This window comes from Siccibacter colletis, assembly GCF_000696575.1.
In the GTDB taxonomy this organism is placed as follows: domain Bacteria; phylum Pseudomonadota; class Gammaproteobacteria; order Enterobacterales; family Enterobacteriaceae; genus Siccibacter; species Siccibacter colletis.
Window position 1 is genome coordinate 273,378 of record NZ_JMSQ01000001.1, and the last position, 20,477, is coordinate 293,854.

A 20,477-nucleotide genomic window follows, 5' to 3' on the forward strand; every position below is an offset into this window, starting at 1 on the left:
AGTTACCCCAGCGCCTCGTTTACGGGCTTCAGCACTTTTTTCTCAAACCATGTCATTTTATCTGCATCCTCTCCGGCAGCTGCCTGTCCGCCTGCGCCAGCGGCCGTCTGCATCTTGCTGGTTTTGCGACCATTTGCGGCGGCCTCTTTCTTTTCAGGCACGCTGAGATATTCAGTCAGCGTGAACGTTACCGCCCAGGACATGCGGCCGTCCTGTTGCGGCGCATCCAGTGTGCCGCTGAATGTCGCTTCACGAAGGTTTACTGCGCGTGCTACCGAATTGGCCACGCGGTAAACGACACGCCTTCCGGCCGCATCGGTGGCATTGGCCAGCTGAAAAATACGTGTCAGGGTGGCGGCATCTTTAAACGGAATTTCGCCATTTACGCGCAGCTCTTTGCCCTTGGCACCCTGCTCCGCCTTCGTCGTCGCACTGGTCTGCCCTGACTGGTCTTTATCGGGGAACTGCTGGCTTATTGTCACGCGCATGTTTTTCAGCGTGATGGCCTCGCCGTTAAGCGCCAGCGTTGCTGTCGTCGTCATGGATAATGCTCCTGATACCGCTTAAGTCCTTGCCAGCCAGCATAATGGCGGCGCAGTAGACGGATGATCGGGCCGGTATGCCGCTCATCAACTGACGGAGAATATCCGCAGCGTTTCCGCTTCCGGTAAATACCCAGCCCCGCGCAGACTTTGCGGACACGTCGCCCGCACCGGCGGCAATATCAGCCATCAGGCTGACGCGCTTTTCAATAAATTCGGTCAGGCTTTTTTTAAGGTCATCCATACTCATGGCTTTGGCCTGGCCCGCTTTTGCGACAGCGGCCGCAGCGCTAACGGCTCTCGCCGTAGGAACCGAAAGCGGAAGCGTTGCCCCCGGCCCGCCTGCGACCTTTGCGGGCTTCTGCATTTTCACGGTGGCAAGCTCTGCTGACGAACGGGCAAGGCGGCTTACCTGCGTAAACGCCGGGACTGGAAAGACGTCGGTTAACGGGTCAAGGCGTGATAAAAATTCGTCCTGGGTCTGCCCGGTGGCCAGCAGGATCACCACGTCCGTCTTGCCGGTTACGCTTGCCAGCTTTTCACCCAGCCACGCAATGGCGTTGGCCGGACTAAGATATGCCCCGTTATCAGTTTGCTGGCCCAGTCCGTATACCCACGGATGAGCAGCCGTCATCGAGCAGTTGAGCGCCGGGAATTCTCCCGGCAAGGCCAGTTTCGCTTCACGCCACATTCACCGGCTCCACAGGCCAGGCAATATCCGGCGCATTACTGGTATCAACACGGCTAAGCAGAACGCGATATTTTTTCATTTCCCCAAGCAGCGCAATTTCTTCATCCGTGGCCATATCCAGCTCTACCGCATCCTGTAACGGTGCGATGGTGTCATTTGCCACTTTGAGCATTTCCGCCTTCTGGTTTTCGGCTGATTCAACAAGCGCCTGACGCTCGGCCATGTCGTCTTTAATCCAGGCACTGCCGTCCCATTTTTCAAACGCACCGCCGGGGGCGATACCGGTTGTGCCGGGGGGAAGCGGGCCGGGTTCAGTGATGTAAATTTCCTGCCCGCTGGAAACGTCATATACGACTGTGCCGCGATGGTCTTCATGTTCTGACCAGGCCTGCTCTGCGTCGTCAAAAATCGCCACAAAACCGCGCTTAGCCGCAGGTGGTGAAACAGTGGTGCAGTGCGCTGGCAGACCGGTGAAAGGCTGAATATAGGCATCCCCTTCCCCGATAAATTCTTTTGTATCAGCCCGCAGATTGAAAACAGTGATAGTGCGGGGCTTATTCGCCATTTTGAAGGTCATTATGCGAGTCTCACGATGTAGTTGAATGCAATGTTTTTAACGGTGGTTTCTGCGTTACCTGCTGCCGCAACGGTAATGGCGTGCGTGTGCGCACCGATTGCCACAGAATGGGTATGCGCGCCGATAGCAACGGTGTGCGCATGAGCGCCTGCACTGGTCGTTGTAGCGTTATTGGAGCCACTGTGATAACCGCTCCCAAGTGTCCCCGCTCCCCTGCTGCTCCCCGTCCTGTCGGTATATCTGTGTGTATGCGCCCCGGTGTTATTGGTTGATTTCGTGCCGTAATCGAAAGACGACGTTGTTTTCGTCCCAAGATCGGTACTGGCTGCGGTGGCGGTATGTGTGTGTGATTTGTTGCCATCGGCTTCAGCACTCAGCACTTTGCGTCCGTCCGGCCGCCCCTTGACGGTCTGGCCGCGCATGTCGGGGATCACACCATCCGGGTATGCCGTGGCCAGTAACGGATAAACGCTTTTATCAAAACTCTGACCCTGCATTACCGCCCATTTCGGCGGGGCCACATCTGTTGGCCACGGCACCGGTACACCCACGGGCAGGACGTCATTTACACCCTGCACGGCAAGTTCACTGAGTCCAAGATTCTGGCGCGCCAGGGCTTTGTCGCCTACGTCATTCAGGTTCGCGTCTTTTCGCAGATAGTCGCTGACTGACTGCTGATCGCTGAGGCTACCCTTAGGCCGCAGATCCGTAATTTTTCCGCTGGCGTCGATACTGGCTACCGCAAACACAAAATGTTGCTCACCACCCTGAACATAATTTTCCAGGGTATCAGCTACGGTGATTTTGCTCTGAACCGCCCAGGCGCTGGTGAGCGCGCCACGCCAGCACACATCCAGCCAGACCTTAACTGCTTTGGCGGGTGCCGCAATTTTCAGATCGGCAGCCAGCTGCGCACGCAGTCCGGCGACGTAGCCCGCGCCTTTTGTCACGCTATACTGGGTGCCGCTTTTCCTGACAAGATAGCCATCCCCGATAAACGCAGCCGGGCCGTAAATATCCATATTCTCAGTACGCTGGCGCTCATCCATACCCGTCATGCGGGCAGTGAAATCAATCTGCCACGTTTCTGCCGGGGTATTGATTGCCGTCTCCGCTGCTGCACCGTTGAACTCAAGTAAAAAAGAGCGGGTAAGCACATTTCCCTGCTGCCCTGATGCTGTTTTCAGCTTCTGCTGCTCCGGGGCATGAACAACCATCGCCAGTACACCGCTGGCCTTGTTAACCAGTCCAACCCAGTTAAACGAAAAATCGCCCACATCCGCCCCAAGCACCACAGAGTATGCAACGGCATTTTCGTTAACGATGCCGCTCCGCGACACTGCCTGCCGGTGAACAATCTGCGCCCCGCTCGGGATAGTTTCATCGCGACTAATGGGCGCGGATGGGTCCAGACCCGGCACCAGGGCAAAAACAAACTCATCCAGCGTAACCGGCTCATTACTGAGACTCTGGCTGGCTTTCCACTGTTCGAAAGCGAAGGTAATCGCAGTCTGTGACATATCTACTCCTGGAGGCTGGCGCTGAACGTCACGCTGCCGCTTTCTGTTTCGGCCAGTCGGGCCGGATAACACACGTACTCACCCTGATCCCAGCCGGCACGCATCGCCAGGCGGTCAGAGGTGATAACTTCAAACTGATACCGGCGGCACGTCCTGCCGTACTGCCGGACTATCTGAATCATCAGCTGGGTATTTTCTGCAACCTGGCTGTCTGTCACGCGAACCAGAATTACGTCCCAGTCGATGCCGGGCTGACGCTCCAGCAGCTCAACATAACCAATTCCCAGGCGCTCAAAGATTGCTATGAAACCGGCAACTGAACCGGCATCAGCCGCGTTAACAAAGGCATACGCCACCCGCTTGCGAAACAAAGCCAGCGGCTCACCGTCAAACCGGGTAATGTCGCGGTCATACGCGATGAGGTGCAGCAGCGGTTCAGCACAGGTCAGCGGATCAAGCTGGCTGGCAGGCCATGTGATCCAGCCGTAAACGTCACGCCAGAATTTCCGGGCGGCATTCAGAAGTTTTTTGGGTTCGCCGTTATCCATCCAGAACGGCAGCACCAGTCCGGCCAGTTTTTTCAGGAAATCAGGCATTTTCGACACTCACGGTTAATGACTTCAGCCGGGCCACATTCAGCTCACTGATGATGTCCGGCAGGGAAAAGGCCAGCGAGTCCACTTGTGCAAACGCCTGGTGAATTTCACGGCCCAGCATCGAGAAGCTGAAACGGGTATACGGCCACGTTTTTCCCACGTCGTAATCGGCGTTCTCGCGAAAGGCGCAGCGGATGAGGTTTTCCACACCGGTTTTCAGCGTGCTGCGCTCATCGCTGGTGAGGTTCGCCAGATTCTTCACATACACCGTGACGGCAAGATCGTGAAGGGTTTCAGGCATGGCGAAACACTGCATATCATCGCCGTGGCCGTGGTGGCCTTTCGTTGTGATGTAATCATTTACAGCGGCAATAAACGGCTCAGAAGTAACACCGGTATCAAGTAGCAGAAAGGCATTCGCCGTACCGGGGCCGCGCGGGGCATCATGTTCAAAAAAGATACGATCGATACTCAGCCCGGCCACACCGGCAATCATTGAGCGATACACCGCGTCGGTGTGGTAATTACCTACCAGATTGAACTGGTTGCGGCAGCGCTCGCGCAGCTCATCATCGCTTTCCTCATCTGCGCCCGGCGAGGTCAGCCAGTCTTCTTCGTTGACGGCATGAGAGATACCCGCCACTGCTACCGGCAGGATGGCGTAGTAGCCGGGCGCAAGGTTATACGCCCCACCACTGGCAACGGCTCGTACCGGGATCAGCGCGCTGGCCTCGCCTGCCGGAATGGTAAAATCTTCCGGGGTCGTCAGCTCGTACACGACGCCGTTAACCCTCGCGGTCTGGATCTGCGTGCCAGCCTTTACCGTCACCACAGCAGCCACATCAGATTTATAGAATCTGATCACACCCTGCGCCGCGCTGGCAGGTTTCGCCGTTACGTTGACCGCCCAGGCGAGCAGGCGAAGCAGCTGCCCGGAGGCAGTTGCTACAAACATATTCGCCAGCACGGTATTTACCATCACATCCTTGAGCCACAGCACCGGCGTGGTAACAATGGCCGTGATAAGCCGCCAGAACGGTGACATGCGGGATGTGTTGGTGATAATTCCTTCTTCAGCGACGATGTTATTAAACCGCGCTCGTAATGCATCAGCGGTTACCGGCATGCCGGACTGTTTCACCACGTCTTCAAAATCTACCTGCGGTTTCTCTGTCATAAATCCACCCGCGCCGATACGCCTCCAAAGTCCCATGTCCCGGCGGTTATCCATAGCCGCTTCAGGCTTTCTTCAGAAATAACCACCGTTCCCGGCTCAATACGTTCATCACTTTCAATCAGTAATTCCAGCCGGGTTAAAATGTCTGCCCGCATCGTCGGGCTACGCTCTGCCACTAATTCTGTAGCAAGCCCGCTTTCTAATATGGCGTGAATAATGTCCTGCCCGATGCTCTGGCTGTTGTTGCACAGCACAGGTTCATTACCGGGATTAAGCACAAAACTACGCCCTTCAATAAGCAGGTCGATATAAAGCAAGTCGCTCATGCGTGTAATTCCTGCCATTCAGCAAGCTGCCCAGGTGTTAACGGCTGCTGCGTATTAATATTCAGAGTGCCAATCCTCTGGCTTTTGTCGGTTACGTTATTCGCGTTACTGGTGATACTTTTCCCGATGCCGCCCTTATCAATGGCCGTTAATTTCCCACCGGTTGATAAGGTATTTTGTGTTACAGGTACATCGCCTTTATTCCCGCCCGCATCGATATTCACACCGGGAATTTTATTAAGGTGTCCTACAATCCATTTCCATGACTTGCTGAAACTGCCCTTAATGGTATTCCAGATATTATCGAATATACCTATCATCCCCTTGACCATTCCGCCCAGGGCTTTTACAGGAGAAAAACCGGTAAGCAGCGTAATAAATCCATTCCAGCCCTGTGAAATAAATTCCCATGCCTGACTGAAAACACCCGCGACCCATTCAACGGCCTGCGCCACTACCTGAAACGCCTGGGTGTTCATTACCGCTGCTTTAATGGCATCCCAGTGCCTGACCAGCAAATAACAACCGGCAATCAGCAGGGCAATGGCGGCGATGATCAGCAGCACCGGCCATGACATAAGGTTTACGCCGATAGCGGCGAGCATGGCTGCGGTACGAACGGCCATCAACACCCCGCGCAGCGCGCCCAGTACAATCCCCCATCCGGCGAACACGAAAGTAGATATTCCCATGATGATATTCAGCCCCGCACCCACGGCGGCAAAACTCAGCACAGCCAGTACGACATATCCCACCGCGCGGGCAATGTTGGGGAATATCTGCATCCAGCGTGCAAACGTCGCCCCCATATCGGCCAGTCGGTTCAGTAGCGGATAAAGTACCGGGATCAACGTCAGCCCAATCACGGTCTGAACAGCCTTGATGATGGCCACAAAGCGATCCCACGGCTTGACCATCTTCGCGGCCATTTCCTGGGTGCGCTTCAGCCCGTCAGACCCGCCCAGCTCCGTGATATTGCGTTGCAGCAGGGCAACGTTGCCGTAAAGCTGCTTCACCACAGCGGAACTGTCGCCAAAGGCATCATCAAGCTCTTGCTGTGCCTTCAGGTTTCCTTCCAGACTCTTGCCGTATTTGCCCTGAAGTTTTTGCAGCATTTCAGGCATGGAAAGAATACTGCCGTTTGCGTCCTCAAAAGACAGGCCCAGCTTTTTCGCACCGGCAATAGCGCCGGTCATAAAGCCTTCATATGCGCCGCTTGCTTCACTGCCCAAGGTGCGGCTCAGCTGTCCCAGCACTGCCAGCTGTTCATCAAGCCCGATGTTAAAGTTTGTGCCGACACCACGCGCACCTTCCATCAGGTCTTTGATTTTTCCCATCTCAGCACCAAACTGCTGGCGCATATACGTGGCCTTACCGGCCAGCTGTTCGGCAAACTGAACTTTACCCAGGCGCTCCGCATCAGACTGGAAGTTGGCGAACATCTGCCCCATGAACTCGGAGGTTTCGGCCGTGGTAGTTTTAAGGGCAAACGCCAGCGTATTGGCGACCTTTGTTACCTTTGGCAGCTCCGTTGACGTCAGTCCGGCGATCGCACCGTTTATATCTGCCGTGGAATTAACAAAATCCACCGCGCTGGCTCCGTAAGTGGTACTGAACAGCATGGCATCACGCCGCACCGACTTTAACGAGGTGTCATCAATGCCCCGGGCCGATGCCTCATTAAGTGCGTCGTACATTTCAATTGCCGGTGACAGCGCACCTTTTACCGTTTCAGCCACGCCCCACATTGCCAGCGCGCCCGTGCCAATACGCCTGAAAGCTTCCCTTGAATTGTCTGCAAACGCCGTAACCGATTTTTGCGCCTGTTTAATCGGGCGCGTTAATTTGTCAACGAGGCTTAATGTAAAATCCAGCTGCTTCATCAGGAACCTTTGAACGCGGTGCCAATACCGTTGGCCACCGCAATGGTCATATTTTCCCAGTAGCGGTTATCCAGCCAGACAGCTGCGGCAATATCATCAATATTATCTTCCCCGATGGGCAAGTAATGGCGACGTAAAATTAAATATTGCGCGAGTCCATTTGATTCTATCGCTTGGACTCGTTGCGTTAGTTTTTTACTTCGATTTCCAGTTCAGGCGCATAAATCTCGTTTACCTTGCCGACAATCTGCAACGCAGCACCCGGACGGGAAATAATTCCCACCAGTGCTTCTTTACTTTCTGATGCCACAATACGATTCAGATAATTTGTTGCTGGCGCAACTTTATTATCCATCGACATTTCATTAATGAATTTATTATAGGCGGTCTGATTTGGTTCAAATACAAGTTCAGTACCAGCAACAACCAGTTTAATTTTTTCCATGATAAATACTCTCTCGTTTATTAATTTCATCTGCGAGCGCGTTATGTCGTGCAGCGCATTCAGAATAAAGAATCTGGTAATCCAGCAGCGCACCGGCGACGAACGCCCCGGTAGTGCCGTTAATGCGCGGCAGCTGCGCCGGGCATTTTGTTTTCAGGTTTTCCTGAAAGGGTACGTTCGGCGCTGGCTGAGGCGGCGTTGAACAACCGCACAAACTCATCAGACACACAAACGTTAGTAAAAACAGGCTTGACGATTTCATACCTGATCTCTTTTGGCTGGCTTGCCTTCAGCGCTTCCAGCTTGCTTTCAAGTTCACGCGCCGACGTGCTGGCCATCACCTGGAATTTAACGCCGGTGGCGGCAGCGGCTTTCTGCGCGGCGAGATCGATACTGTCACGCTGCCATGTCGCGCCCTTCCAGCCCGCCATAAACGCCAGCACTATCGCTATCACGCAGAACCATGCGCCCCTGCTCATCAGCGCACCCCGTTATGCTCAAGGCTGAAGTGATTGCCGTCAGGACGTGATTTGAAACGCCCGCCCCATGCGCCGCCCAGCGATTCCCAGTATTCACCTAAAGGCAGATACGCCTCACTTGCGGTCTGGTACTCACCGTTGAGGAACAGATTAAAATCCACGGCCAGGCGCTGTGTATGCAGGCTGTTAGTTATGCCGCTGCCCTTCTTTGCATTCAGCGCCGCCTGTTCCGGTGTGCGGTATGCCTCACCAAAGGTCAGGCGGTAACCTTTTTCCTCAGCCCAGTGAATAAGATTCGCCACCATAATGGTGAACAGCTGCTGCTTTTCGCTAAGCGTCATGCTTTTCTTCCTTCTGCGCGTTGCCCTGGGCTTTTCGCCTTATCCAGATTTCAATAGCCTGATACCCCCCGATCGCCAGCGCTGTTCCCAGCCCGTTGATGGCCAGCGGGCTGGCATTCGGAATTTGCAGCAGTACCGCGCCTGCCACTACCGAAACCAGACTTCCCAGGATAAGGCGGCTTAAGAACAGACGAACCGTAATAGGATCGTTGCCAGCCAGTAACTTACCGATGGCAATCAGCGCGCCGATGGCCAGTAGCGTGTAAAGACTCTTTTCATGTTCCTGCATCTGTAATCCTTAGCCGATCAGGTTTTCAGTGGCTTCCGGCTCCAGATACGGAATGCCGTCAATGTTAATAAAGCGCGGGTCTGTCACCTTGTACGGGATTTTGCGCGTGGCCAGCGCGCCACCTTTCGGATCAATATCCAGAATACTGCTGAGATTCATCTTGCAGCCGAATGCCTCAACTTTGGTTTCCTCCGTCCCGGCTTTCGCGTAGAAGAGAAAATCCTGCGGTGGAATGCCGCGCCACGATCCGGCCTGCTGCGCCAGCCCCTTCAGGATGGCCATCGATTTAATGCTAAGCTCCAGCTCACCTTCAGCTGATACATCCCCATCCACATAGCCATCAGGGACGCCGTGCGTCTGGGTAGCCGCTGTGTTATCGGTGATGTCGAGCGTGATTTTTTCCACATGCACCATCGTGCCATCCAGATAAAAATCAAATGACATGCCGCTGATACGCTTGGTCATGCGCTCGCCTCCAGAGTTTTATCGAGCAACAGGCTGATCGAGATTTGCAGCGGCACCTCATACGGGCGCAGCACAATGTAAATCTCAACGTGTTTACGGGTCTTCCAGACGATTTTCACATCCCCTTCTTTCGGCGGCTTCACTTCCCCCGGAAATGTCGTGCCATTAATTTCAGAGGCTTTCGACATTTCTCGCAGCGGACGGGCGAAAATTGACTGGTGCGCCGCGATACTCCCCGGCGTGCTGTTCAGTGAGCGATCGCCAATTTTCCCGAGGGCCAACAGCCGCACACGTCGCGCCACTTTGTCCGCAATACGCAGCGTTTCAATTGACTGATAATCGCCACCCTCCACATCGAGCGTGCGGCCATCGGCCCAGTAAATGCCGTCAAAGTCGGGATACCACGCCGGAACACTGAAGCGCTGTGCCTCAAGCGCTTTGAGCGTCGCAATATGCAGCGCTTCGCCGGTGCCGTCTGCCGGAAGCTCATCACTCCCGAGATTCAGCAGCGCACCGGTTTTGGTACGCGCCGGGCTGTCCGCCACGGTCACTGCACGATTACACAGGCGACCTGCCAGCACGCCCGGCTCATTTCCCCACAGACGCGGAACAAGCATCACAGCTTTTTCAGCAACGCCGCTTTGCAGCGCAGACAGGCGCGCCAGATAGTCCGCCTGTGCTTCATCTTCTTCAAATCCGCCCACAGCGAGCAGAAACCATACCCAGCGGCCATACGTTGCAATGAGCGTGGCGCGTAGCGTTGCGGCAAGCGTAATCAGCGATTTATCGCTGACGTCATCACAAAGCACCACACCTTCAACCGAGCATGATCCCTGCGAGGCCAGTACCGCCTGTTCAACCGCTGCCGCGTCCGCGTCTTCCGCCACAACATGCACAAACGCCCACCAGTTCTGGCCAGCATTGGCCTGTGCGGCTTTCAAATCACTTTTAAGCACGCTCTGCGCCGGACCGAGCAGCTGATCAAAGTCAGTCTGCGAGTCCACGGCCTGCGTTACACCAACGCCTGCTTTCCCCTTACCGATAAACAGCACAGTGCGCTCAACCTCGTTTACTTCGCCCTGTAGCTGATTTACCTGGTTTACATCAACAGTTGGCCAGGTCATGTTTTCCCCTTGATATCCTGTGCGTTAACGTCCCAGCCAAAGCCAATCGCCTGAAGCTGGCGCGCCAGCGCCTTGTTAAAGTCGTCGTCGCTCATACCCAAAAACTCACGGGCGGGAACGTCAATCACCCAGCTTGATTTTGCTACCGTGCCGCTCAGCTTGCGGATCAGCAGCCCGGCCTGTGCGTAAGGCATTTTTTCGGTAATTTCCCGGTACGTTGGCTTTTTCCAGCGCTTTCCACGCTTTACCGTATATCCCAGCGCCCGAAGCTTTTTGGCCTGGGCTACCGTCGCCATTTTTCCGGTCTGATCCTGATTTTTCTGGCCGCCGCGATTAACACGTACTGTCATGCCGTTTTGCTGGCTGTAGCCCACAACACCCGCCGGAACAGATCTGTTCCCGTTACGGTATGCGCCGCCCTGCAAATACACCCGCACGGCCGCAATTTCGGGCATTTCGCGAATGTGAAGCAGCTTTGGCAGGTTTCGCAGCATCTTGCCCTTTCGCTTTGTCGCCCTGCCCGGCCACGCTGCGCCATCAGGCGACTGCTGGTTACGAACGTTTCGCTTTGCTGCGGCAATCAGTCCGTATTTCGCCAGACGCCACAGCAGGCGCTGACGCTTACGGGGCGGCAGCTCCAGACTGGCCAGCGCCTCGCGTAGTTCGGCCAGCTGCTTCTTGTTAAGCTCGCCACCGGCAAACATCAGGATTCGCCTACCGGCGCGCCGGTTGAATCCGTGCCATACACAGTGCCGCTCAGCGCAGTGAAGATTTCAGGCTCCACCAGTGACCATCGCTCGCCCCGGAACGGGATCGGCCCCTTTTCATCAGGCCGGATCACTAGCTCGTCAGCCAGCGGCATGGTCAGCACCACCGTGGCGGTTTCTTCATCCTCTACCGTCACATCCCATACGGCTTCAGCACTGGTGATTCCGATATCATCGAGCACACCGTCTGCATGTTCATCCAGCCAGACTTCAAGCAGCGCGATCAGCAGCTGCGGCGCACAAAGGCGATACGGGAAACGCTCCCAGGAGATCAGCGCGTTATAGCGAATGACTGATAACCGGTACTGCTCAAGGCCAATATCTTTGGCTGCGGCAACCAGCTGCATTTCATCTAACAGGCTGTCAAAACCCAGTTGCGCCCGCTCCGGCACGTTCTGACGGAAAAACTCACTCAGTGAATCCAGTTGGGTTTTCATACCTTTCTCACCGTTGCGCGCTTAAGCCCCTTCATGTGCCGGATTGTCACGGAAGATTCCGCCAGCAATCCGTTACGCGTTTCGTCGCTTTCCTGCCCAGGGTGGGACTCCCGACGGCCAATCGTGGCAAATTCACCCAGCAGATCAGCTTTTGCCCTGGCAAAGACCGCTTTCATGTACTGCGCGCACAGCCCGTTCTGTCCGTTCATGACCGGTCCCGGCACCGCTGCGGCGGTTTCGAAACCGCCCGCACGGTGCAGGGCTTCGACCTTTTCAAGATCGGCGTTTACTTCTGCCACGGCCGCAAGCAGTGCCTGCGCCGTGATACTGGCATCCATATCGGGCGGTAGTGCGCGCTGCGACTGGAAGTCACGAAGATTTAAATCCGGCCAGAAACCGTTATTCGTTAACTCCAAATCCTGATATTCAATCGGTTTACCGCTAAACATGGTTCCCCCGAAAAAGGCGGGCTGACCGGCATCCAAGGCGCATTACACAAGTGTGCTTTGCCCTCCGCCGCGCCCGCCCGGCTTGCGGTAGTCGTTATTGCTCTTTTGCCAGGCTGCGCAGTCGTGCAGCAATTTGCGCACGCTGTGTGGTTACACCCACTTTCTTGTAGAGACGTTCGGCGCTGGCCAGCAACGCGTCAGCCTTTTCAAGCGTTTCCGGATCATCCACCGCTGTAGCGCGCGGCTGGCCGTTATCGTCACGCAGCAACATCAGCCCGGCGAACTTGTACCATTTGGCCGTAATTTCCTCATGCAGCCGCCAGCGCTGCGTCACCTTCTCAAAGGTCAGAGAAAAATAAGGCTCCACACTTTCACCCATTGCGGCAGTGTCCTCCGCCCACGCCATTACCGTGTCAGCAACAAAGGTCGGGAAGTTGCTGCGGATGTTGTCCGGCGTGGCCTGGTGCTGCTCAATCGCCACATCAGCCAGTTCCAGCGCTTTATCCAGATAACCGGCGTCAAACAGCCAGACGACGAACCAGGAAAACACCGGGTTGCCGTATTCGTTGCCACTGGCCAGATACGCGTCAACCGTGGGTTGCCAGCGAGGGATCAGCACATCACGTTTAAAGGCTTCACGTTCTGCGTTCGTTGGCAGCGCACGCGCCATTTCAACGTCAGTTTTCAGCGCCTGAATCTGTAAATGCAGACTTTCTGCCATGTCTGCGGCCTGCTGCGCTTTTAGCTGCTGCTCCAGAGCTACGCGCCGGTTGTGGCGCTGGCCGGGTGAAAGTGCCATTTATCAGCCCTCTGTCGGTTCGGAGACCTGACCAATTGTTACGGCAGACTCGTCGATTGCCGCGTAAAGCTCCGGCACTTCAACCGCGTAGCCTTCATTACGCAGATACTTGTTCTCGTACTGCTTGCGGTCTTCAACAAACTCCGCCTTACGCTGACGCGTGCCGCGCTGGGTGTAGATATGCAGGTTTGACAGTGGGGTTACCACCATGCGCTTACCTGGCATAAATGGCGGCACAATGGCCTGGCGGCCCGCGATAGTGCTTCCCAGCATCTGCGCCGCGATTTTCTCAGTAGGCTTGTCAGCCCCCTGATACAGTCGGTACTGCTCAGCGGCCACCAGATCGGCCCCGACAAGTACCACCAGGCGCGGGTCGTTGCGGAACTGCTGCGGGATTTTGGTATTGATGAGATCGGAAGCCATCGCGTCGAGCGAGCGATAATCCCCTTTGTCATCCAGGGTAAGCGCCTCAGTGATGATTTGCTTGCCACCATCGAAACCTTTCATGCGCTCATGCCAGCCAACGTTGACGTCTTCGCCGTTCGGGTTTTCAGTCGGGTTGGTAGTTTCAGCAATGCTTTTACCGTTGAAGCCAATGCGCAGCATATCCAGCGCAAACGCCTGATTAGAGAAAGCCTGTACCAGCTGGAAAAACTCTGCTTCGCTTCCGGCGTTTGCCCACACAGAAAGCAGGTTCCAGCGCAGCGCAGCACATGAATCCGTTTCGACCAGCTTGTAATCGTTGCCGTCAACGCCCACGCGTTTGATAAAACGGCCATCGGCGTTGCGCCCGGTGTGAAGCGCTGATGCGCCTACAGACACAACCTGGCCGCTCAGCTGGTCAACATCTGCGCAGGTGATGAGGCTCAGAAATTCAACAGATTCCAGCAGCGCACTGCGCAGGGACGTTTCCTGCGGATCGGTTAATTTGAATGCGCGTGACGGGTTATTAACGCTGTAATGGCCCGCCAGTCCGGCGGAATACGCGTCAATAAAATCCAGCGCACGTTGATTCAGTTGCATATATTCCCCTCGCGTTAACGCGATGAATAATTAAAAAATTCCGCTAAATAAATTCAGCTACTGATTAAATGAAGTTGAATTTGCCGCTGCTTTTGCTTTTATCGCCGAACTGACGCTGCGGAAGCTTGGTGACTTTTTTATCCAGCTTGCTGAAATTGGTCAGGATGGTAGGCAGACTTTCACGCAGTGAGGCAAACTCCTGGGTATCGACCACTTCAGCGATGGTATCAATATCACCCTGCGCGGTATTAACTGCTTCCTCCAGTGCTGCCAGACGTTGCTCAATAGCGTTCACGGCTTCGGCCAGCGCCTGTAATTTTTCGTCACTGCCAGGCGTATTATCATCATCGCCTTCAGCAAAAGTGTGCTGCTTCGGTTTAATACCGAAAAGTTTTTGCCAGTTAGACATATCTGTTTCCTGTTTAAATTTTTTATCAGAGGTTATTACGCACGGGTAATAACCGGATTTAGGCTTATTACGTCTGCTGCTGAAACGTAATCGTGTTGTGCCAACGCTTGCGGGGCTGTCTGTAACAGCAAGCCCCTTGAGATACGTGCGCCCGGTGCCGCGCCAGTCTTCTTCCGGCTCAATAGAGAAAAAGACCAGCTGATCGTCACGGTTGGCGTAAATCAGGCTCATGCTGGGGCTGATTTTTGCGTAAAGCCGCGCCAGCCCGTCTTCACCTTCTTCCCAGCGCGCTTCCCGCACTTCCCCACAGGTTCCCCAGTCGCGTTCATGCTCCGGCCACAGTCTTGCCGCATAATGGTTAAAGTTATAGGTTTCGCCCATATCAATAATCCATTCACGGTAAATCTTTCTGCCGTCTACCGTATCCCCCTCGGTGGCAATACACAGCCAGTCAGTGACTAAATGAGACATTATTTCCTCTCGCCCCGCTGATATTGCAAAACGATTATTACGGATAATACAAAAGGCATCACCCTTATTAATTCTTATTACTTCGGATAACAGTGAATACCCGAACGATAAGGAATAACCTCCGCATAATTTTTCAGGCAGCCACGGCATAATTAAATCTATGGCTAAATACTCAGAAGAACTGAAAGGCGTTGTGCGCGCACTATATCTGCGTCGTTATACGCCAAAGGAAATTGCATCAGAATTAAATCTGCCGAATGCGCGGATCGTTTACTACTGGGCTGAAAAAAATAACTGGGCCGATTTGCTCAGCTTTGAAAGCACTGAAGAAGCGATTGAGCGCCGCTACCAGCTGCTTGCCGGTCGGGACAATAAGTCAGAGGTAGAGCTTAAGGAAATGGATTTGCTCATCGCGCACGCCACGAAACTGCGCGCCCAGAGCAATAAGCATAAAGAGAAGATGGCCAGCGGAAACGGCGGCCATAAAGCGACAGAGGATGACAGGGACGGCGACAAGCCACGCGGCAAACGGAAGTACAAAAAGAATGACATTTCTTCCCTGACACAGGATGACTTTGACTCCTGGGCCGGTGAGCACCTTTTTGCCTATCAGAAGCATCTGCGCCTGAACATTGGTCAGCAGGTAAGGAACATCCTGAAAAGCCGCCAGATCGGCGCGACCTGGTATTTTGCCTACGAGGCCTTTGAAAACGCCGTGATGACCGGCGACCCGCAAATTTTTCTGTCAGCATCCAAAGCCCAGGCGGAAGTATTCCGCTCTTATATCGTTAACATCGCTGAACAGTATTTCGGGATCACGCTCACCGGCAACCCTATCCGCCTGAGTAACGGCGCAGAGCTGCGTTTCTTATCGACCAATAAAAACACCGCACAGTCATACAGTGGCCATCTCTACTGTGATGAATATTTCTGGGTGCCTAACTTCGCGAAACTCAACGAAGTGGCCAGCGCAATGGCCACGCACGATAAGTGGCGCACCACGTACTTTTCAACCCCATCAGCGAAAACGCACCAGGCTTATCCGTTCTGGACGGGTGAGGAATGGAAACAGGGCAGCAAGAAGCGCGCCGGTGTCCGGTTCCCGGACTTCAGCGAGATGCGCGACGGCGGGCGCTTATGCCCGGATGGACAGTGGCGCTACATCATCACGATGGAAGATGCCATTGCAGGCGGCTTTAACCTGGCCAACATCGATAAGCTGCGAAATCGCTACAACCCAACCACGTTCAACATGCTCTATATGTGCGTGTTTGTTGACAGTAAAGATTCTGTTTTCAGCTTTGCTGACCTTGAAGCCTGCGGCGTCGAAACGGAAACCTGGCAGGATCACAACCCCGATGCACCGCGCCCGTTTGGTGATCGCCCGGTCTGGGGGGGATTTGACCCGGCGCGCAGCGGTGACCTGTCGTGCTTTGTGATTGTCGCCCCGCCCATGCTGGCCGCCGAAAAATTCCGCGTGCTGGCCGTGTTTAACTGGAAAGGCATGAACTTCCGCTGGCAGGCAAAGCAGATCGAAACCCTGTTCAAAAAATACAACTTCACCTATCTGGGTGTGGATGTGACAGGGATTGGCCAAGGGGTATTTGACAACATTCAGCACTTTGCCCTGCGCGTGGCCGTAGCTATTCGCTATGACCGCAACACGAAAAACCAGCTTGTGTTGAAGGCGGCCGATGTTGTGGAAAGCCAGCGTATTGAGTGGGACAAGAACCTGAAAGAGATCCCGGCCAGCTTTATGGCCGTTCGCCGCACCACAACGCAAAGCGGTGCCGCGATGACGTTTGTCGCTGACCGTAGCCCGGAGACTGGTCACGCGGAATCATTCTGGGCCATCACTCACGCCCTGCATAACGAACCGCTGAATTACGAAAATAAACCTAAATCCCGGTGGGGAATCAAGAAGGCCGCATGAAAAAAAAGAACCGCTACCGGCAGCGCGACGCGAAAGCGCAGCCGAAAAATAAAATGAGCATTTTGCGCTTTGGGAAACCGGAGCCGGTACTGACTACCGGCACCGATTATCATGATGTCTGGTATGACAATGACGCAGACCACTACACGCTACCGATAGACCGCCTGGCTCTTGCCCAGCTGATAAACCTGAATGGCCAGCATGGGGGGATTATTCACGCCCGCAAGAACATGATCACGTCTGATTACACTGGCGGCGGTCTGACCCGCGATGAACTGGAAGCTGCGGTTTTCGATTTTCTCACCTTCGGGGATGTTGCCCTGGCCAAGATTCGTAACGGATGGGGCGACGTGATCGCCATTGCGCCACTGCCCGGCCTGTATACCCGACGCCGTAAATCAGGGGAATTTGTCGTGCTTCAGGAAGGAGAACCGCTCGTGTACGAGCCAGAAGACGTCATTTTCATCAAAATGTATGACCCTCAGCAGCATGTTTACGGCCTGCCGGATTATATCGGCGGCATTCACAGCGCACTGCTCAACAGTGAAGCAGTCATATTCCGCCGCCGCTACTACCACAACGGCGCGCACACCGGTGGCATTCTCTATACCCGCGACGCGAGCATGACAGATGAGATGGAGGAAGAGATTGAAACGCAGCTGCGTGACAGCAAGGGGATCGGTAACTTCTCAACTATCCTCGTAAACATTCCTGGCGGCGACAAAGAAGGGGTGCAGTTTATTCAGATGGGCGACATTTCCGCGAAGGATGAATTTGCCAGCGTGAAGAACATCAGCGCCCAGGACGTTCTGAACGCCCATCGGTTCCCCGCCGGGCTGGCCGGGCAAATCGCGCAGAATGCTGCCGGGCTGGGTGACCCTGAAAAAGCTGAAAAAACGTATAAAAAAAATGAGGTAATGCCGGTGCAGCGTCGCTTTATGGAAGCGCTCAGCGATGACAGCGATGTACCGCCTTTTCTGTACCTGAAATTCTCGATAGAAACTGCCAATAAAACAACGGATAAGGATGCGGCATAATGCAAAAAAGGTTAAAATCCAGGCATTATTTGACAGCCGGAGAGCGGAACGTGAGAGTGTTAAAAATTGAATGCCCGGAATGTGGCGCTAAGGCTGTGATCCGGAAAACGAACCGCAAACACCGGCAGATTGCGGATATTTACTGTTCCTGCGCTGACGTGGAGTGTGGTCATACTTTCGTTATGAACCTGACTTTTTCCCACACCCTCAGCCCCAGCGCAAAAACGGGTGATGCCATGCTTCAGCAACTGCTAAGCACAATGTCACCCGATCAGAAACAGATGGCGCTTGACCTACTGAAAGCCACGCCCGCCGCTTAAACCCCCGCTTTGGGGGTTTTTAATTTCATTTCTGACTACGTCCTGCATTTCTTCAGCCATCTCGCTTATCCAAACCAGTGCGACAGTGCGATCTTTGAGGTTGGCACAATCAATGGTCGCAATCCTTGCAAGTAACTCGATGCGCTCCAGCTTCGCTGACGCCTCAAAAAAATCCATTTGACCCCCCAATAATTTTTTACTGTACATTCATACAGTATACATCCACTAGAGTTTTCCGAAAGACGTTTTGAATATTTTTTACAATAATCCAATAAATATCATAACGTTGGTGACTAGCTATGCCCAGCCTGGCCAAATTTCTTCTGCCGGTGAGGCATAGCGCTCAATGAGTCGTCCATTTTTATAAATTAACGATGATTGCCCAAAACTCAGGGCTGCGCCCCGCGTTAAAATGTCTATTTCTTCATCACTACCATCAAAACCACGGCGATTCAGATCCAGTTTTAACCGTCTGCGGGTTCCACCCTCAGTACAGTTATTGACAGAACTCCAAGGGGCGGCGATGCCGCCAGAAAAACCCGCCTCCGCTGGCGCTTCGGCCAACTTCGAAACCTTCTGCCACTTTACCAGGCGCGTACAAATTTCAGAGCCAGGCAGGCGCGGGCTATACACTCCCTGCACCCGTTGAATATCTTCCGCGTATTCGTTGCCCTGCTTCGTAATTTCATAAGCGAGACGAACAACCAGATCCCGGCGCGCAACAAGGGGGCCGCCCTGCGCCTGTGTATATGACGCCCAGCATCCGACATCAGCAGCGGCCAGAACAGCATCCATTTCCTGGTCAACTAATCGCTGCTCACGCAGCCGACGCAGCTCGCGCCAGACCGTTACCGGCGCGCCGCCAATCTGCTGAAACTGGCGAATACGCCAGCGAGACGCCCACGCAGCCACAGATTTAGCCATATCACGCATACTTTCCCCGGTTTCGTCGTCCTGCTCCCCGTCCATAGCGTAACCGTCGATATTTTTAGATATGTATTTTGCGATATAGCCCGTCGCTGACCCCTTTTCAGGATCGATAGGCTCAACGTGAAAACGCGCCTTAAGCGCGTGTGGGGTCTGTAATTCTTCAGAATCTGCGATACGGGACTGATAGCAAAGAATGTCGCGCACCGTTTCGACATCCTGCGGGCGCATAAACAGCAGCATATGCCAGTGCGGTGTCCCGTCGTGATGCGGCTCAACCACGCGGAAGCCAAACACATGAATCCCGGCGCGGGAAATAGCGGCGCGCGCCTTGGCCCACACATTGCACAGATAACGCTGCGTGTCCTGCGGGTTACAGCCATTCCACTGGCCGACAAAACCGCCCTTGCTGTGTACAGCATGGAAGCGTGACGGCGCTGTGATGGTATAGAACTCACCAGCCAGCCCCTGATCGTTGGCAATATCCTCAAAGCCACGCATACGCACCATCAATTCGCAACGACGTATGGCCGGATTGGCAACGCTGCGATGCACCATGCTATCCAGCGCAATGCGGTTTCCTTCATCGTCCATCAGGTCGAATTTTTTGAAAAACTCCAGGTTGCGCTTTTTCTGCTCGACCCATTCGCCCAGGGTTTTACGCGAGACGTAAGCGCTGGCCGCTTTTTGCACCTGGCCAACAGCTATGGCCATATGCTCACGTTGCAGATCACGCGCTCGCTTCAGGCGCAGATACCACCACTCCGGCGCCATCAGGCGCAATATGCCGGACTGCGCCTGGCGCTCGGTTAATTTGTCTGCACAATAAGCGCCCCAGTAAGGGGCAGTGAAATTGATAGTTTGAGTAAGCGCGCCCAAATGGACGTATGCCAGGGCTGTGCGCCGGGAAATTTCCTCGTCGCTCCGGGCCTCACCCTCAAGTGAATCAGAAAAGTTATAAAGCTCCTGAGATAGCCAGGTTGCGACCTGCCCGGCCAGCTTCTTCAGCTCTGCCCGGTCAAGAGACGGCAGACGTGAAATCATCTTGCCGAAAGGCAGACTGGAAACATCCGGCGACAAGGCATACCGCGCCATTACTGTGCGCAGCCGTGGCAATACGCTCTGACCAATCGTATGGCGTAAGAACGTATTGGCGCGACGACGCCCATCATGTGGGGCATTGAATAATTTTTCGTAGCGTTGGCCAAAATACCCGGCTAACCAGTCGGGCATTTCATGCAGGTACTGGGAACGAAAATCATGATCGGCTGGATTCACCTGCCATAATTTGCGCTCAGTCAGCGTTACATCTTTCGGGGTTCCCGGTGCGAAATGCTCTCGCCGCCATGCATCGACAGCATGATGATTTCCTACCGACAAAACATCATCACTCATCGTAAACCGCCTATAGCATGCAGTTCCTTAATCACGCTGGCTGCGTTGCTATCAA

26 protein-coding genes are annotated in these 20,477 nt (G+C 54.4%); 3 read left to right on the plus strand and 23 right to left on the minus strand.

The window, feature by feature from the left end:
• Positions 1 to 2: 2 nt before the first annotated feature.
• The 21 genes from ET34_RS0101195 to ET34_RS0101300 all read right to left on the minus strand — a co-directional run bounded on the left by ET34_RS0101195 (position 3) and on the right by ET34_RS0101300 (position 14,810).
• On the minus strand, positions 3 to 542 hold the full coding sequence (locus ET34_RS0101195; RefSeq protein ID WP_031518785.1) for a baseplate complex protein: 540 nt from the start codon (positions 540 to 542) through the stop codon (positions 3 to 5).
• Positions 514 to 1,233 (minus strand): hypothetical protein, encoded by a 720-nt coding sequence (locus ET34_RS0101200; RefSeq protein WP_031518787.1) that lies wholly within the window; start codon positions 1,231 to 1,233, stop codon positions 514 to 516. Before ET34_RS0101200 ends, ET34_RS0101195 begins: the two co-directional genes overlap by 29 nt.
• Positions 1,223 to 1,810 (minus strand): tail fiber assembly protein, encoded by a 588-nt coding sequence (locus tag ET34_RS0101205; RefSeq protein ID WP_031518789.1) that lies wholly within the window; start codon positions 1,808 to 1,810, stop codon positions 1,223 to 1,225. Before ET34_RS0101205 ends, ET34_RS0101200 begins: the two co-directional genes overlap by 11 nt.
• Entirely contained in the window at positions 1,810 to 3,330 is a 1,521-nt protein-coding gene (locus tag ET34_RS0101210; protein ID WP_031518791.1) for a phage tail-collar fiber domain-containing protein, read from the minus strand. Before ET34_RS0101210 ends, ET34_RS0101205 begins: the two co-directional genes overlap by 1 nt.
• 2 nt (positions 3,331 to 3,332) lie before the next feature.
• Positions 3,333 to 3,926, minus strand: coding sequence for a hypothetical protein (locus tag ET34_RS0101215; protein ID WP_031518792.1), 594 nt, complete (start codon positions 3,924 to 3,926; stop codon positions 3,333 to 3,335).
• Positions 3,919 to 5,103 (minus strand): baseplate J/gp47 family protein, encoded by a 1,185-nt coding sequence (locus ET34_RS0101220; RefSeq protein ID WP_031518794.1) that lies wholly within the window; start codon positions 5,101 to 5,103, stop codon positions 3,919 to 3,921. Before ET34_RS0101220 ends, ET34_RS0101215 begins: the two co-directional genes overlap by 8 nt.
• A complete protein-coding gene (locus ET34_RS0101225) occupies positions 5,100 to 5,429 on the minus strand; it encodes a DUF2590 family protein (protein WP_031518796.1) in 330 nt (109 codons plus the stop codon). Before ET34_RS0101225 ends, ET34_RS0101220 begins: the two co-directional genes overlap by 4 nt.
• Positions 5,426 to 7,312 carry a phage tail tape measure protein gene (locus ET34_RS0101230; protein WP_031518798.1) on the minus strand — a complete coding sequence of 629 codons (1,887 nt, stop codon included), beginning with the start codon at positions 7,310 to 7,312 and terminating at the stop codon, positions 5,426 to 5,428. Before ET34_RS0101230 ends, ET34_RS0101225 begins: the two co-directional genes overlap by 4 nt.
• Positions 7,312 to 7,482 carry a DUF6890 family protein gene (locus tag ET34_RS23150; protein WP_413783758.1) on the minus strand — a complete coding sequence of 57 codons (171 nt, stop codon included), beginning with the start codon at positions 7,480 to 7,482 and terminating at the stop codon, positions 7,312 to 7,314. The genes ET34_RS0101230 and ET34_RS23150 overlap by 1 nt, the downstream gene beginning before the upstream one ends.
• 17 nt (positions 7,483 to 7,499) lie before the next feature.
• The gene (locus tag ET34_RS0101240) at positions 7,500 to 7,757 is read right to left on the minus strand and encodes a putative phage tail assembly chaperone (RefSeq protein WP_031518799.1); all 258 of its coding nucleotides are present in this window, start codon (positions 7,755 to 7,757) and stop codon (positions 7,500 to 7,502) included.
• A gap of 119 nt (positions 7,758 to 7,876) precedes the next feature.
• Complete coding sequence (locus tag ET34_RS0101250; protein WP_031518801.1) at positions 7,877 to 8,236, minus strand: hypothetical protein; 360 nt, start codon at positions 8,234 to 8,236, stop codon at positions 7,877 to 7,879.
• Positions 8,236 to 8,577, minus strand: coding sequence for a M15 family metallopeptidase (locus tag ET34_RS0101255; RefSeq protein WP_031518803.1), 342 nt, complete (start codon positions 8,575 to 8,577; stop codon positions 8,236 to 8,238). Before ET34_RS0101255 ends, ET34_RS0101250 begins: the two co-directional genes overlap by 1 nt.
• Positions 8,567 to 8,866 carry a phage holin family protein gene (locus ET34_RS0101260; protein ID WP_031518804.1) on the minus strand — a complete coding sequence of 100 codons (300 nt, stop codon included), beginning with the start codon at positions 8,864 to 8,866 and terminating at the stop codon, positions 8,567 to 8,569. The genes ET34_RS0101255 and ET34_RS0101260 overlap by 11 nt, the downstream gene beginning before the upstream one ends.
• Positions 8,867 to 8,875: 9 nt before the next feature.
• Complete coding sequence (locus tag ET34_RS0101265) at positions 8,876 to 9,331, minus strand: phage protein (RefSeq protein ID WP_031518806.1); 456 nt, start codon at positions 9,329 to 9,331, stop codon at positions 8,876 to 8,878.
• On the minus strand, positions 9,328 to 10,455 hold the full coding sequence (locus ET34_RS0101270; protein WP_031518807.1) for a DUF2586 domain-containing protein: 1,128 nt from the start codon (positions 10,453 to 10,455) through the stop codon (positions 9,328 to 9,330). The genes ET34_RS0101265 and ET34_RS0101270 overlap by 4 nt, the downstream gene beginning before the upstream one ends.
• The gene (locus tag ET34_RS0101275; protein ID WP_031518808.1) at positions 10,452 to 11,159 is read right to left on the minus strand and encodes a phage virion morphogenesis protein; all 708 of its coding nucleotides are present in this window, start codon (positions 11,157 to 11,159) and stop codon (positions 10,452 to 10,454) included. Before ET34_RS0101275 ends, ET34_RS0101270 begins: the two co-directional genes overlap by 4 nt.
• On the minus strand, positions 11,159 to 11,659 hold the full coding sequence (locus ET34_RS0101280; protein WP_029592422.1) for a phage tail protein: 501 nt from the start codon (positions 11,657 to 11,659) through the stop codon (positions 11,159 to 11,161). The genes ET34_RS0101275 and ET34_RS0101280 overlap by 1 nt, the downstream gene beginning before the upstream one ends.
• Entirely contained in the window at positions 11,656 to 12,108 is a 453-nt protein-coding gene (locus ET34_RS0101285) for a head completion/stabilization protein (RefSeq protein ID WP_031518811.1), read from the minus strand. The genes ET34_RS0101280 and ET34_RS0101285 overlap by 4 nt, the downstream gene beginning before the upstream one ends.
• 94 nt (positions 12,109 to 12,202) lie before the next feature.
• On the minus strand, positions 12,203 to 12,907 hold the full coding sequence (gpM, locus tag ET34_RS0101290) for a phage terminase small subunit (protein ID WP_031518813.1): 705 nt from the start codon (positions 12,905 to 12,907) through the stop codon (positions 12,203 to 12,205).
• A 3-nt stretch (positions 12,908 to 12,910) separates the two neighbouring features.
• Positions 12,911 to 13,930 (minus strand): phage major capsid protein, P2 family, encoded by a 1,020-nt coding sequence (locus ET34_RS0101295; RefSeq protein ID WP_031518814.1) that lies wholly within the window; start codon positions 13,928 to 13,930, stop codon positions 12,911 to 12,913.
• A 64-nt stretch (positions 13,931 to 13,994) separates the two neighbouring features.
• Complete coding sequence (locus ET34_RS0101300) at positions 13,995 to 14,810, minus strand: GPO family capsid scaffolding protein (RefSeq protein WP_031518816.1); 816 nt, start codon at positions 14,808 to 14,810, stop codon at positions 13,995 to 13,997.
• A gap of 160 nt (positions 14,811 to 14,970) precedes the next feature.
• Between ET34_RS0101300 and ET34_RS0101305 the strand changes: the two genes are divergently transcribed.
• From ET34_RS0101305 to ET34_RS0101315, 3 genes are read left to right on the plus strand one after another with little or no spacing between them, the layout of a single operon-like run.
• Positions 14,971 to 16,743, plus strand: coding sequence for a terminase large subunit domain-containing protein (locus tag ET34_RS0101305; RefSeq protein ID WP_031518817.1), 1,773 nt, complete (start codon positions 14,971 to 14,973; stop codon positions 16,741 to 16,743).
• Complete coding sequence (locus ET34_RS0101310; RefSeq protein WP_031518819.1) at positions 16,740 to 17,780, plus strand: phage portal protein; 1,041 nt, start codon at positions 16,740 to 16,742, stop codon at positions 17,778 to 17,780. Before ET34_RS0101305 ends, ET34_RS0101310 begins: the two co-directional genes overlap by 4 nt.
• Positions 17,777 to 18,100, plus strand: coding sequence for an Ogr/Delta-like zinc finger protein (locus ET34_RS0101315; protein ID WP_035890740.1), 324 nt, complete (start codon positions 17,777 to 17,779; stop codon positions 18,098 to 18,100). Before ET34_RS0101310 ends, ET34_RS0101315 begins: the two co-directional genes overlap by 4 nt.
• Here the strand turns inward: ET34_RS0101315 and ET34_RS0101320 are convergent.
• Both ET34_RS0101320 and ET34_RS0101325 read right to left on the minus strand, forming a co-directional pair.
• The gene (locus tag ET34_RS0101320) at positions 18,074 to 18,307 is read right to left on the minus strand and encodes a hypothetical protein (RefSeq protein WP_330217915.1); all 234 of its coding nucleotides are present in this window, start codon (positions 18,305 to 18,307) and stop codon (positions 18,074 to 18,076) included. The two genes, ET34_RS0101315 and ET34_RS0101320, sit on opposite strands and share 27 nt — an antisense overlap.
• A gap of 90 nt (positions 18,308 to 18,397) precedes the next feature.
• Positions 18,398 to 20,422, minus strand: coding sequence for a replication endonuclease (locus ET34_RS0101325; RefSeq protein WP_031518824.1), 2,025 nt, complete (start codon positions 20,420 to 20,422; stop codon positions 18,398 to 18,400).
• Positions 20,423 to 20,477: the final 55 nt, after the last annotated feature.

What these genes read in the sequence shown, in the direction of transcription:
- ET34_RS0101195 (WP_031518785.1), bottom strand. Translation starts at nt 542, where the DNA reads ATGACGACGACAGCAACGCTGGCGCTTAACGGCGAGGCCATCACGCTG.
- ET34_RS0101200 (WP_031518787.1), bottom strand. Translation starts at nt 1,233, where the DNA reads ATGTGGCGTGAAGCGAAACTGGCCTTGCCGGGAGAATTCCCGGCGCTC.
- ET34_RS0101205 (WP_031518789.1), bottom strand. Translation starts at nt 1,810, where the DNA reads ATGACCTTCAAAATGGCGAATAAGCCCCGCACTATCACTGTTTTCAAT.
- ET34_RS0101210 (WP_031518791.1), bottom strand. Translation starts at nt 3,330, where the DNA reads ATGTCACAGACTGCGATTACCTTCGCTTTCGAACAGTGGAAAGCCAGC.
- ET34_RS0101215 (WP_031518792.1), bottom strand. Translation starts at nt 3,926, where the DNA reads ATGCCTGATTTCCTGAAAAAACTGGCCGGACTGGTGCTGCCGTTCTGG.
- ET34_RS0101220 (WP_031518794.1), bottom strand. Translation starts at nt 5,103, where the DNA reads ATGACAGAGAAACCGCAGGTAGATTTTGAAGACGTGGTGAAACAGTCC.
- ET34_RS0101225 (WP_031518796.1), bottom strand. Translation starts at nt 5,429, where the DNA reads ATGAGCGACTTGCTTTATATCGACCTGCTTATTGAAGGGCGTAGTTTT.
- ET34_RS0101230 (WP_031518798.1), bottom strand. Translation starts at nt 7,312, where the DNA reads ATGAAGCAGCTGGATTTTACATTAAGCCTCGTTGACAAATTAACGCGC.
- ET34_RS0101240 (WP_031518799.1), bottom strand. Translation starts at nt 7,757, where the DNA reads ATGGAAAAAATTAAACTGGTTGTTGCTGGTACTGAACTTGTATTTGAA.
- ET34_RS0101250 (WP_031518801.1), bottom strand. Translation starts at nt 8,236, where the DNA reads ATGAGCAGGGGCGCATGGTTCTGCGTGATAGCGATAGTGCTGGCGTTT.
- ET34_RS0101255 (WP_031518803.1), bottom strand. Translation starts at nt 8,577, where the DNA reads ATGACGCTTAGCGAAAAGCAGCAGCTGTTCACCATTATGGTGGCGAAT.
- ET34_RS0101260 (WP_031518804.1), bottom strand. Translation starts at nt 8,866, where the DNA reads ATGCAGGAACATGAAAAGAGTCTTTACACGCTACTGGCCATCGGCGCG.
- ET34_RS0101265 (WP_031518806.1), bottom strand. Translation starts at nt 9,331, where the DNA reads ATGACCAAGCGTATCAGCGGCATGTCATTTGATTTTTATCTGGATGGC.
- ET34_RS0101270 (WP_031518807.1), bottom strand. Translation starts at nt 10,455, where the DNA reads ATGACCTGGCCAACTGTTGATGTAAACCAGGTAAATCAGCTACAGGGC.
- ET34_RS0101275 (WP_031518808.1), bottom strand. Translation starts at nt 11,159, where the DNA reads ATGTTTGCCGGTGGCGAGCTTAACAAGAAGCAGCTGGCCGAACTACGC.
- ET34_RS0101280 (WP_029592422.1), bottom strand. Translation starts at nt 11,659, where the DNA reads ATGAAAACCCAACTGGATTCACTGAGTGAGTTTTTCCGTCAGAACGTG.
- ET34_RS0101285 (WP_031518811.1), bottom strand. Translation starts at nt 12,108, where the DNA reads ATGTTTAGCGGTAAACCGATTGAATATCAGGATTTGGAGTTAACGAAT.
- gpM (WP_031518813.1), bottom strand. Translation starts at nt 12,907, where the DNA reads ATGGCACTTTCACCCGGCCAGCGCCACAACCGGCGCGTAGCTCTGGAG.
- ET34_RS0101295 (WP_031518814.1), bottom strand. Translation starts at nt 13,930, where the DNA reads ATGCAACTGAATCAACGTGCGCTGGATTTTATTGACGCGTATTCCGCC.
- ET34_RS0101300 (WP_031518816.1), bottom strand. Translation starts at nt 14,810, where the DNA reads ATGTCTCATTTAGTCACTGACTGGCTGTGTATTGCCACCGAGGGGGAT.
- ET34_RS0101305 (WP_031518817.1), top strand. Translation starts at nt 14,971, where the DNA reads ATGGCTAAATACTCAGAAGAACTGAAAGGCGTTGTGCGCGCACTATAT.
- ET34_RS0101310 (WP_031518819.1), top strand. Translation starts at nt 16,740, where the DNA reads ATGAAAAAAAAGAACCGCTACCGGCAGCGCGACGCGAAAGCGCAGCCG.
- ET34_RS0101320 (WP_330217915.1), bottom strand. Translation starts at nt 18,307, where the DNA reads ATGTACAGTAAAAAATTATTGGGGGGTCAAATGGATTTTTTTGAGGCG.
- ET34_RS0101325 (WP_031518824.1), bottom strand. Translation starts at nt 20,422, where the DNA reads ATGAGTGATGATGTTTTGTCGGTAGGAAATCATCATGCTGTCGATGCA.